Below are 12,288 nucleotides of genomic sequence, written 5' to 3' on the forward strand. Positions count from 1 at the left end.
AACCCTGTAGGAGCGCGCCTACGCGCGCGATTGGGGCGGTGGTGACGCGGCCGCCGGGATCGCGCCTGTAGAGGCGCTCCTACGGGGGTGGCCGAGGATGCGCGGTGTCAGAGGGCCCGCGCAGCCTCGACGACGGCGTCGACGGTGAAGCCGAAGTGCGGGAACAGCTTGCCGGCCGGTGCGCTGGCGCCGAAGCGGTCGATGCCGATGACCGCGCCGTCCAGGCCCACGTACTTGCGCCAGAAGTCGCCCACGCCCGCCTCGATGGCGACGCGCTTGCGGCAGGCCTTCGGCAGCACCGACTCGCGGTACGCCGCGTCCTGCCGGTCGAACACGTCCGTGGACGGCATCGACACCACGCGCACGCCGTCGCCCAGCTTCGCGGCGGCGTCCATCGCCAGCCCGACCTCCGAGCCGGTCGCGATCAGCACGATCTCCGGCGCGCCCTTCGAATCGCGCAGCACGTAGCCACCGCGCGCGATCGCCGACAGCTGTTCGGCATCGCGTGCCTGGTGCGGCAGGTTCTGGCGCGAGAACACCAGGCAGCTCGGCCCGTCCGCGCGCTCGATCGCCGCGCGCCAGGCCACCGCGGACTCGACCGCGTCGCACGGGCGCCAGACATCGTTGTGCGGGATGTAACGCAGGCTGGCCATGTGCTCGATGGGCTGGTGGGTCGGGCCGTCCTCGCCCAGGCCGATCGAATCGTGCGTGTACACGTGCACCGCGCGCGCCCCCATCAGCGCGCTCATGCGCACGGCGTTGCGCGCGTAGTCGCTGAACACCAGGAACGTGGCGTCGTACGGCACGAACCCGCCGTGCAACGCCAGGCCGTTGCTGATCGCGGTCATCGCGAACTCGCGCACACCGAAGTAGATGTAATTGGCGTCGGCGTCGTCGCCCGCCACGGACTTGCTGCCCTTCCACAGGGTCAGGTTCGAGTGCGCCAGGTCGGCCGACCCGCCCACCAGCTCCGGCAGGTGCGGCGCGTACGCCTCGATCGCCATCTGCGACGCCTTGCGCGAGGCGACCTCCGGGCCGTCCGCCTGCAGCTTCGCGACGTAGTCGTCGGCCGCCTTGGCGAAGCCCGCCGGCAGCTCGCCGGCCATCCGGCGCGACAGCTCGGCACCCTGCTCCGGGAACGCCTTCGAATACGCCTCGAACGCCCTGTTCCAGTCGGCCTCGCGCCGGGCGCCGGCCTCGCGCGCGTCCCACCCCGCGCGCACCGCCTCCGGCACCTCGAAGGCGCCATGCGACCAGCCCAGCGCCTCGCGCGTGGCCGCCAGCTCGTCGCCGCCCAGCGGCGCGCCGTGGCTCGACTCCTTGCCCGCCTTGTTCGGCGACCCGTAGCCGATCGTCGTGCGGCAGCACACCAGCACCGGGCGGTCGCTGGCCGCCATGGCGTCCTGGATGGCCGCACGGATGGCGTCGGCGTCATGGCCGTCCACGTCCCGGATCACCTTCCACCCGTAGGCCTCGAAGCGCGCCGGCGTGTCGTCGGTGAACCAGCCGGCGGTGTCGCCGTCGATCGAGATGTGGTTGTCGTCCCAGAACGCCACCAGCTTGCCCAGCCCCCAGGTGCCGGCGAGCGAGGCGGCCTCGTGCGAGATGCCCTCCATCAGGCAGCCGTCGCCCATGAACACCCAGGTCCGGTGGTCGACGATGGCGTGGCCGTCCCGGTTGAACCGCTGCGCCATCAGCTTCTCGGCCAGCGCGAAGCCCACGGCGTTCGCGAAGCCCTGCCCCAGCGGCCCGGTCGTGGTCTCCACGCCCGGGGTCATGAAGTTCTCGGGGTGCCCCGGGGTCTTCGACTCGAGCTGGCGGAACGCCTTGAGGTCATCGACGGACATGTCGTAGCCCGCCAGGTGCAGCAGCGCGTACTGCAGCATCGAGCCGTGGCCGTTGGACAGCACGAACCGGTCGCGGTCGAACCACCCGGGATTCGCGGGGTTGTGCTTCAGGAAGTCGTTCCAGAGCACCTCGGCGATGTCCGCCATGCCCATCGGCATGCCCGGGTGCCCGGAATTGGCGGCCTGGACGGCGTCGGCGGCAAGGAAACGGATGGCGTTGGCGAGCTCACGGCGGGACGGGGCGGACATGGGGCAACCTGGGGCGGATCAGCGCCCATTGTCCCATCCACGACGACCCCGTGTCCCGACGCCAGGTCCCCGAATCCCCGGATGCCCTCACTTCCTCGTCCCGGCTTCAGCTCTTCAGCTTTGCAACCCGAAGCCCCGGATCGGAGGAGGCAGGCGTCGGTAGAGGGGGTATTGCGGCCAAGCAGGCCAGGGATGGCCTGCGCCCGAGTCAGGACAGGATGTCCTGACCGAGGGAAGAGCAATGCCCCCTCTGCCGGCGACTGCCCAGCGCAACCTTCCGAAGCCCCCCCAGAGCGACTCCGGAAGCAATCGAAGCGGTCGCCGGCCGGCAGGGGGATTGCTCCGCCCCTCAGACAGGGCGTCCTGCCCTGATTCGGGGGCGCCGGCCATCCCTGGCCGGCTCTCCGCAATCCCCCTGCCGTCCACCGCCCGTCCCGACCCGTTCGGGCTTCGGGACGGAGAGCGGGAGCGGGAGCGGAGAGCGGCGAGCGGAGCGAGTGCCCGGGGCGATGGCCTCAATCGGCTACCAGTTCCGCGGGCGCCTCGACCTCGCCGCGCGAGACGACCGCCGCCGCGGCCAGGTCACCGGTGACGTTGAGCGTGGTGCGGCACATGTCGAGGAAGCGGTCGACGCCCAGGATCAGGCCGATGCCCTCCGGCGGCACGCCGACCATGCCGCAGATCAGCGCCACGACCGGCAGCGAGCCCGCGGGCACGCCCGCGGTGCCGATGCCGCCCAGGATGCAGACGAACATCACCGTGACCTGCTGGGTCAGGCTCAGGTCGATGCCGAAGAACTGGGCCAGGAACAGGACGGTGACGCCCTCGAACAGCGCCGTGCCGTTCTGGTTGGCGGTCGCGCCCACCGTCAGCACGAAGCGCGAGACCCGGCGCGGCAGGCCCAGCTGGTCCTCCGCCACGCGCAGCGCCGTGGGCAGCGTCGCGTTGCTGGACGCGGTGGAGAAGGCCATGACCATGGCCTCTTGCGACCCGCGGAAGAACTTCGCCGGCGAGTAGCCGCCGACGAACTTCAGCGCCATCGAATAGACGACCACCATGTGGATCGACAGCGCCAGCACGACCACGCCCACGTAGGCGCCCAGCCGGACCAGCAGGTCCCAGCCGAACAGCGCCGCCAGGTTGAACATGAAGCAGAACACCGCGTACGGCGCCAGCCGGATGACCAGGCCGATCAGCTTCATCGAGACCTCGAACAGGCCCTCGATGCCGCGCTTGAGCGTGTCCGTCGCCGGGCTGCGGGCCAGCACCAGGCCGATGCCCATGAACAGCGCGAAGAACATGACCGCGAGGATCGCGTTGTCGGCCGCGGCCGCGACCACGTTGTCCGGCACGATCGACAGCAGCATGTTCAGGCCCTGCGGCTGTTCCGCGCCCGAACTCACGATCGCCTGAGCGCGCTCCGAACCTTCCGCCAGCATCATCGCCGCGGCCTCGCGGTCCACGCCCGCGCCCGGCTGCAGCCAGTTGACCAGCACCAGGCCGATCACCACAGCGATGCCCGAGACGATCACCGTGTAGGCAAGCGTCTTCCAGCCCACGCGCCCGAGCGACCGGATGTCGCCCATTTCGGCGATGCCCACCACCAGCGCCGAGAACAGCAGCGGGATGACCAGCATGAAGATCAGCCGCAGGAACAGCGTGCCGATCGGCTGGGTGACGTAGCCGGTCAGCCATTGCACCCAACCCGCGTCCGGACCGGAAACGTAGTGCGCCACCAGGCCCAGCGCGAGGCCGGCCACGAAGCCGATCAGCATCTTCCAGTGCAGCGGCAGCCGCTTGCGCGCCGCGCCCGTGCCCTCTTGCATTGCCTTCCCCCGGCGATCCCCTCGAACCGCCGCGAGGGTACACCACCGGCCCCGCGCCGCCGGGGCGCACGCGCGTCACGGTTCGCGCACGCGGGGTGCCCCGCCGCGCCCTGCCGCCCGCTCTTCGCGCCGCGTACACATCGACGCGACGCCCACGCAAGGTATGGTCCGCGATCCGCCCGCGCCCGGGACCATCCGGTCCAGGTCGCCGCGGGCCATTCGCGGGCCACGCCCGCGCACGCAAGTACCGGGGGAGAACGACCGCGTGAGTACCGACACCGCCCGCCGTCCGCGCCGCGCCAGCGGCGGGACCGAACAGGCCCCGAAGAAGACGCCGGCGCGCAAGGCGGCGCGCGCCGCGCCCGGCCGCCGGATCGAGGACGGGGATCCGATGAAGGCGCTGCTCTCGGCGATGGTCGCCGTGCGCAACGGCGACTTCGAGGTCCAGCTGCCCGAGCACTGGGAGGGCATCCACGGCAAGCTCGCCGAGCACTTCAACCAGGTCGTGTCCGCCAACCGCCAGCTCGCGGGCGAGCTTTCACGCGTGCGTGAAAAGGTCGGCCACGAGGGCCAGACCCGCCAGCGCATCAACCTGTCCATGCGCGCCGGCAACTGGGGCGAGATGGAACAGTCGGTCAACGGCCTGATCGACGACATGGTCCGCCCGGTCGAGGCGATGACCGAATCCATGGCCGCGGTGGCCAAGGGCGACCTGACCCGCACCGTGCCGCTCGAGGCCGGCGGCCGCCCGCTGCAGGGCGAGTTCCTGCGCGCGGCCACCATCGTCAACCGCATGCTCGAGCAGATGACCGAGTTCAGCTCGGAAGTCACGCGCGTGGCGCTGGAGGTCGGCACCGCCGGCCTGCTGGGCGGCCAGGCGAAGGTGAAGGGCGTGTCCGGCGTCTGGAAGGAACTGACCGACTCGGTCAACCAGATGGCCAACAACCTGACCGCCCAGGTCCGGAACATTTCCGAGGTGACGATCGCGGTGGCCAGCGGCGACCTGTCGCGCAAGATCACGGTGGACGTGCGCGGCGAGATGCTGCAACTGAAGGAGGCCATCAACACGATGGTCGACCAGCTGCGCTCGTTCGCCTCCGAGGTGACGCGCGTGGCGCGCGAGGTGGGCACGGACGGCAAGCTCGGCGGCCAGGCGATCGTGCCGGGCGTCGCGGGGACGTGGAAGGACCTGACCGACTCGGTGAACGCGATGGCGTCCAACCTCACCACCCAGGTGCGCAACATCGCCGAGGTCACCACCGCGGTGGCCAAGGGCGACCTGTCACGCAAGATCACGGTGGAGGTGCGCGGCGAAATCCTGGAGGTGAAGAACACCGTCAACACGATGGTGGACCAGCTCAACGCGTTCGCCGCGGAGGTGACCCGCGTGGCGCGCGAGGTCGGCACCGAGGGCAAGCTCGGCGGCCAGGCGCAGGTGCCGGACGTCGCAGGCACGTGGAAGGACCTGACCGACCACGTGAACTCGATGGCCTCGAACCTGACCTCGCAGGTGCGCAACATCGCCGAGGTCACCACCGCCGTGGCGAAGGGCGACCTGTCGCGCAAGATCACGGTGGACGTGCGCGGCGAGATGCTCGAGCTGAAGAACACCCTCAACACGATGGTGGACCAGCTCAACGGCTTCGCGGCGGAAGTGACGCGCGTGGCGCGCGAGGTGGGCACGGAAGGCAAGCTCGGCGGCCAGGCGCAGGTGCCGGGGGTGGCGGGCACGTGGGCCGACCTCACCGACTCGGTGAACGCGATGGCGTCGAACCTGACCTCGCAGGTGCGCAACATCGCCGAGGTGACCACGGCCGTGGCGCGCGGCGACCTGTCGCGCAAGATCGCGGTCGATGCCCAGGGCGAGATCCTGCAGCTCAAGGACACCATCAACACGATGGTGGACCAGCTCAACGCGTTCGCCGCGGAAGTCACGCGCGTGGCGCGCGAGGTCGGCACCGAGGGCAAGCTCGGCGGCCAGGCGACCGTGCCGGGCGTGGCCGGCACCTGGGCGGACCTCACCGACAACGTCAACACGCTCGCCTCGAACCTCACCTCGCAGGTGCGCAACATCGCCGAGGTCACCACCGCGGTGGCCAAGGGCGACCTGTCGCGCAAGATCACGGTGGAGGTGCGCGGCGAGATCCTGGAGGTGAAGAACACCGTCAACACGATGGTGGACCAGCTCAACGCGTTCGCCGCGGAAGTCACCCGCGTGGCGCGCGAAGTGGGCACCGAGGGCAAGCTCGGTGGCCAGGCGCGCGTGCCCGGCGTGGCCGGCACCTGGAAGGACCTCACCGACAACGTCAACTCGATGGCGTCCAACCTCACCCAGCAGGTGCGCAACATCGCCGAGGTCGCGACCGCGGTGGCCAAGGGCGACCTGTCGCGCAAGATCGACGTCGATGCGCAGGGCGAGATCCTGCTGCTGAAGGACACCCTCAACACGATGGTGGACCAGCTCAACGCGTTCGCCGCCGAAGTGACCCGCGTGGCGCGCGAGGTGGGCACGGAAGGCAAGCTCGGCGGCCAGGCGACGGTGCCCGGTGTCGCCGGCACCTGGGCCGACCTCACCGACAACGTCAACAGCATGGCGTCCAACCTGACCACCCAGGTGCGCGGCATCGCCAAGGTGGTGACCGCGGTGGCCAACGGCGACCTGCACAAGAAGCTGACCGTGGAGGCCAAGGGCGAGATCGCCGCGCTCGCCGACACCATCAACTCGATGACCGAGACGCTCGCGATCTTCGCCGACCAGGTGACGACCGTGGCCCGCGAGGTCGGCGTCGAGGGCCGCCTCGGCGGCCAGGCGCACGTGCCGGGCACCGCCGGCATCTGGAAGGACCTGACCGCGAACGTGAACCAGCTCGCGGCCAACCTGACCACCCAGGTGCGCGCGATCGCCGAGGTCGCCACCGCGGTGACCCAGGGCGACCTGACCCGCTCGATCACCGTGGACGTGCGTGGCGAGCTGGCCGACCTGAAGGACAACATGAACCTGATGATCGGCACGCTGAAGCAGACCACCGAGTCGAACAGCGAGCAGGACTGGCTGAAGTCGAACCTGGCGCGCTTCGGCGACCTGATGCAGGGACAGCGCGACCTGCAGACCCTCGGCGCCACGCTGCTGTCCGAGCTCGCGCCGCTGGTCGGCGCGCAGCAGGGCGTCATCTACATGGCCGAGGCCGACGACCGCGGCAAGCGCCAGCTGCACCGCCTGGCCGGCTACGCCGACGCGGGCGGCCAGCCGGCGTCGCGCGGCACGCTCGAGTTCGGCCAGGGCCTGGTCGGCCAGTGCGCCGCGCAGGGGCAGCTGATCCAGATCAACGACGTGCCGCCGGATTCTGTGCAGATCGAATCGGGCCTGCTCAGCGCGCGTCCGCGCAACGTCATGGTCATCCCGGTCCGCTTCGAGGACCAGATGAAGGCGGTGCTGGAGCTGGCGACGCTGGGCGAGTTCACCAAGTCGCAGCGCCTGTTCCTGGAGCAGCTGTCTGGCTCGATCGGCATCACCCTCAACACCATCGAGGCGAACATGCGGACCGAGCGGCTGCTGGCGCAGTCGCAGCAGCTGGCGGTGGAACTGCGCGCGCAGCAGGAGGAGCTGCAGCAGACCAACGAGGAGATCGCCCTCAAGGCCACGCTGCTCGCCGAGCAGAAGACCGAGGTGGAGCAGAAGAACCAGCAGATCGAGCAGGCCCGCCGGGCGCTCGAGGAGAAGGCCGCCGAGCTGGCGCTCACCTCGCGCTACAAGTCCGAGTTCCTGGCCAACATGTCGCACGAGCTGCGCACGCCGCTGAACTCGATCCTCATCCTGGGCCAGCAGCTGGCCGAGAACGCGGGCGAGAACCTCAGCGAGCGGCAGGTCGAGTTCGCCAAGACCATCCACGCCGCCGGCACCGACCTGCTGCACCTGATCAGCGACATCCTCGACCTGTCCAAGATCGAGTCCGGCACGGTCACCGTGGACAGCGAGGACATCGCGTTCTCGCACCTGCGGCAGAACATCGAGCGCAGCTTCCGCCACGAGGCCGAGCGCCGCGCCCTGGACTTCGAGGTCGACTTCTCGGCCAGCCTCGGCCGATCGCTCACCACCGACCCCAAGCGCCTGCAGCAGATCCTCAAGAACCTGCTGTCCAACGCCATGAAGTTCACCTCCGAGGGCAGCGTCACGCTGACCGCGCGGCCGGTCAGCCGCGGCTGGAGCGCGGGCCACAAGGTGCTGGACGAGGCGTCGACGGTGGTCGCCTTCGAGGTCACCGACACGGGCATCGGCATTTCGCCCGAGAAGCAGAAGATCGTGTTCGAGGCGTTCCAGCAGGCCGACGCCGGCACCTCGCGCAAGTACGGCGGCACGGGCCTGGGGCTGGCCATCTCGCGCGAGATCGCGGGGCTCCTGGGCGGCGAACTGACCCTGGAAAGCACCCCCGGCAAGGGCAGCACGTTCACCCTGTACCTGCCACTGCGCTACTCCGGCCCCGACACCCAGTCCGAGGACCCGCGCCGCCGGGCCGAGGCCGCGCACGTGCAGGCCATCGAACACGAGGGCGCGCATGGTCCGAAGGATGCCGCCGCGCTCGAGCAGATCGCGGACGATCGCGCCCAGCTGCTGCCCGGCGAGCCGAGCCTGCTGGTGGTCGAGGACGACGCGCGCTATGCCGCCGTCCTTCGCGACCAGGCGCGTGCACTCGGCTTCAAGGTGCTGGTCGCCAACCGCGGCGCCGACGCGCTGCGGCTGGTCCGCGAGTACCGGCCCAGCGCGATCTCGCTCGACATCTTCCTGCCCGACATGCTCGGCTGGACGGTGCTCGCGCGCCTGAAGCAGGACTCGTCGACCCGGCACATCCCGGTGCAGATCGTCACCGTGGAGGAGGAGCGCCACCACTCGATCGAGCGCGGCGCGTTCTCCTACCTCGCCAAGCCGGCGACCAGCGAATCGCTGTCGGCGGCGCTGCAGCGGATCAAGGAATACACGCTGCCGCGGGTCAAGCGCCTGCTGATCGTCGAGGACGACGACCGCGAACGCATGAGCATTGAGGAGCTCATCCGCCACGACGACATCGAGATCACCACCGTCGGCACGGGTGAGGCCGCGCTCGATCTGCTCGGCCAGGACCGCCAGTTCGACTGCGTCGTCCTGGACCTCAAGCTGCCGGACATGACCGGCTTCGAACTGCTCGACCGGATCCAGGGCATCGAGGCCCTGCGCGACCTTCCGATCGTCGTGTTCACGGGCAAGGAACTCACCGCCGAGGAGGACGCGAAGCTGCGCAAGGTGGCCAAGTCGGTCGTGATCAAGGGCGTGGAATCGCCCGAGCGCCTGCTCGACGAGACCGCGCTGTTCCTGCACCGCGTGATCGACGACCTGCCCGAGTCCAAGCGCCGCATGGTCCAGCGCCTGCACGAGTCCGACGACGTGCTGCGCGACAAGCGCGTGCTGGTGGTCGACGACGACGTGCGCAACATCTTCGCCATGTCCAGCGTGCTGGAGCGCCACGGCATCCAGGTGGTCAGCGCCGGCAACGGCCAGGAGGCGATCGAGAAGGTCACCGGCGACGACGCCATCGACCTGGTGCTGATGGACATCATGATGCCGGGCATGGACGGCTACGACACCATGCGCGCGATCCGCGAGAAGCCCGACCTGCGCACGCTGCCCATCGTGGCCGTCACCGCCAAGGCGATGAAGGGCGACCGCGAGAAGTGCCTGGAAGCCGGCGCGTCCGACTACCTCGCCAAGCCCGTCGTCACCGACCAGCTGCTCGGAGTGCTGCGCCAGTGGTTGCATCGCTGACCCCCGTCCCAGAGGGCGCGGTGCCGCCCGAGCCGGTGAACATCCTGCTGGTCGACGACCAGCCGGGGCGCCTGCTCACGTACCGCGCGATCCTCGAGCCGCTCGGCGAGCGGCTGGTCGAGGCGAGCTCCGGCATGGAGGCGCTCAAGCGCCTCATGGAGGAGGAGTTCGCGCTGATCCTGCTCGACGTGAACATGCCGGGCATGGACGGGTTCGAGACCGCGTCGATGATCCACCAGCATCCGCGGTACGAGAAGACGCCGATCATCTTCGTCACCGCGGTCAACGTCACCGACATGGACCGGCTGAAGGGCTACAAGCTCGGCGCGGTCGACTACGTCATGGTCCCGGTCATCCCGGAGATCCTGCGCAGCAAGGTGGTGGTGCTGGTCGAGCTGTTCCGCAAGCGCCGCGAGTTGCAGCTGGCCAACGAGAAGCTGGCCGCCGCCAACGAGGCGCTGCAGCTGGAGAAGGCGCGCGAGCTGGAGCGGCTCAACGCGTCGCTGCGCGAGGCCAACACCGAGCTGGCCACGCGCAACCGTGAACTGCAGATCGAGATCGGCGAGCGTGCCCGCGTGGAACGGCAGCTGATCGCGGCGGACCTGCGCAAGGACGAGTTCCTGGCCACGCTGGCGCACGAACTGCGCAACCCGCTCGCGCCGCTCCGCAACGCGCTCAACATCCGCCGGCTGTCCACCGACGGCGCCCCGGACGACCCGCTGCAGCGCACGATGGAACGCCAGCTCGGCCTGCTGGTCCGGCTGATCGACGACCTGCTGGACGTGGCGCGCATCTCGCGCGGCAAGCTGGCGCTGCGGCCGCGCGAAACGACGCTGGCACGGGTGCTCGAGGCGGCGGTCGAGACGGCGACGCCGGTGATCGAGGCGGGCGGCCACGACCTGCAGCTCGACGTGCCTGGCGAGGACGTGCCGATGCTCGTCGACGACGAGCGCCTGGCGCAGGTGTTCTCCAACCTGCTCAACAACGCCGCGAAGTACTCCGACGCCCATGGCCGCATCGGTTTGGAGGCGAAGGTGCGCGGCGGCGAGGCGTGCGTGGCCGTGCGCGACGACGGCATCGGCCTGAGCACCGACCAGATCGCCAACATCTTCGAGCTGTTCTCGCAGGTCGACACCGCCATCGAGCGCGCGCGCGGCGGGCTGGGCATCGGCCTGACGCTGGTGCAACAGCTCACCGAGATGCACGGCGGGCGCGTGGAGGTGCACAGCGAGGGCCTGGGCCGCGGGAGCGAGTTCCGCGTGTGCCTGCCGCTGAAGGTGCCCGGCGCGGTGGCGCCGCCGCGCGAGGCCCCGCGGGCCGACACTCCTTGCGTGCGCGAACGCTGCCGCACGCTGGTGGTCGACGACAACCGCGATTCGGCCGACACGCTGGCGATGATGATCGAGCTCCTCGGCCACCAGGTGAAGCGCGCCTACGACCCGCACGAGGTCGAGGGGATCGTGGCGGACTACAAGCCGGAGATCGTGTTCCTCGACGTCGGCATGCCCGGGCTGAGCGGCTACGACCTCGCCCGCGTGCTCCGCGCGCGCCCGGACGGCGACGCGATGCTGCTGGTCGCGGTCACCGGCTGGGGCCAGCCGGAGGATCGCCGGCGCACGCGCGAGGCCGGCTTCGACCGGCACCTGGTCAAGCCGGTGGAACTGGAGGACATCCGCGCGATCTGCCTTGATCCCGCGCGCACCGGGGCCGACGACGCATGAGCGCGTCCGGCATGCCCGAGTGGCTGGACCGCCTGGCCCACGACCTGCGTGGACCGCTGGCCCCGCTGCAGACGGCGTCCTACCTGCTGCGCTCCGGCGCGCTGGACGAGTCGCGGCAGAAGGAACTGTTCGACCTGATCGACCGCCAGACGCGGCGCCTGTCGCGGATGATCGACGAGGTGGCCGACTGGTCGCGCGCCTCGCAGGGACGACTGCTCGGCGCGCTGCAGGATTGCGAGCCGGACGCCTTGCTTGCGATGGCGCTGGAGGGTGATGCCGTGCTGTCGGGGGTCACCCCCGAGGTCGCGCCCGGCGTGGTGGAGGCGCGCCTGCGCGGCGATCCCGGCCGGCTGGTGCAGGCGATGCGTGCGATCGCCGTCCATCCGGCAGCCCGCGGCGATGCGCCGCCGCGCATCAGGCTGTCCGTCGCGGGCGACCGGCTCCGGCTCGACGTGGAAGCCGATGGCATGGCCGGGGAGGCAGGTTCGCTGCTGGAGGCACCGGTCCCCGATCCGCCCGACGAGGGACTGGGCCTGCGGTTGATGATCGCGCGCGCGATCGCCGAGGCCCATGGCGGACGCCTGGTCGCGGAACCGACCGATAACGGCATCCGCCTGCGATTCGAACTGCCCCTCGCGTAGGCGCGTTCCTACGGAGGAAATCCCTATCCCCGTAGGAGCGCCTCTACAGGCGCGATTGCCGCGGCCGCGTCACCCACCCATCGCGCGCCTAGGCGCGCTCCTACAGCGAGATGTCCCCCTTTCCGCCCGTAGGAGCGCCTCTACAGGCGCGATTGCCGCGACCGCGCCGCACATCCATCGCGCGCGTGGGCGCGCCCCCACGGAGCGATG

At 70.3% G+C, this 12,288-nt stretch carries 4 protein-coding genes and 3 pseudogenes; 5 read left to right on the top strand and 2 right to left on the bottom strand.

Annotated elements, in window-relative coordinates; translation table 11 throughout:
• Nucleotides 1-107: 107 nt before the first annotated feature.
• Nucleotides 108-2,096, bottom strand: a complete 1,989-nt coding sequence (gene tkt / locus ACYU7H_RS03725) for a transketolase (protein WP_460812585.1) — start codon at nt 2,094-2,096, stop codon at nt 108-110.
• A gap of 515 nt (nt 2,097-2,611) precedes the next feature.
• Complete coding sequence (locus ACYU7H_RS03730) at nt 2,612-3,922, bottom strand: dicarboxylate/amino acid:cation symporter (RefSeq protein WP_460812586.1); 1,311 nt, start codon at nt 3,920-3,922, stop codon at nt 2,612-2,614.
• Between the two features lie 655 nt (nt 3,923-4,577).
• On the opposite strand from ACYU7H_RS03730, the pseudogene ACYU7H_RS03735 reads away from it, so the two are divergent.
• The 5 genes and pseudogenes from ACYU7H_RS03735 to ACYU7H_RS03755 all read left to right on the top strand — a co-directional run.
• Nucleotides 4,578-7,427 (top strand): annotated as a pseudogene (locus tag ACYU7H_RS03735) (HAMP domain-containing protein); the annotation flags it as partial.
• Between the two features lie 237 nt (nt 7,428-7,664).
• Nucleotides 7,665-7,734 (top strand): annotated as a pseudogene (locus tag ACYU7H_RS03740) (histidine kinase dimerization/phospho-acceptor domain-containing protein); the annotation flags it as partial.
• Nucleotides 7,734-9,716, top strand: a pseudogene (locus ACYU7H_RS03745) (response regulator); the annotation flags it as partial. The pseudogenes ACYU7H_RS03740 and ACYU7H_RS03745, both read left to right, overlap by 1 nt.
• Nucleotides 9,701-11,437, top strand: coding sequence for a response regulator (locus ACYU7H_RS03750; RefSeq protein WP_460812588.1), 1,737 nt, complete (start codon nt 9,701-9,703; stop codon nt 11,435-11,437). The pseudogene ACYU7H_RS03745 and the gene ACYU7H_RS03750, both read left to right, overlap by 16 nt.
• Nucleotides 11,434-12,078 carry a sensor histidine kinase gene (locus ACYU7H_RS03755; protein WP_460812589.1) on the top strand — a complete coding sequence of 215 codons (645 nt, stop codon included), beginning with the start codon at nt 11,434-11,436 and terminating at the stop codon, nt 12,076-12,078. Before ACYU7H_RS03750 ends, ACYU7H_RS03755 begins: the two co-directional genes overlap by 4 nt.
• Nucleotides 12,079-12,288 lie beyond the last annotated feature (210 nt).

The organism is Luteimonas pelagia, from assembly GCF_054776035.1.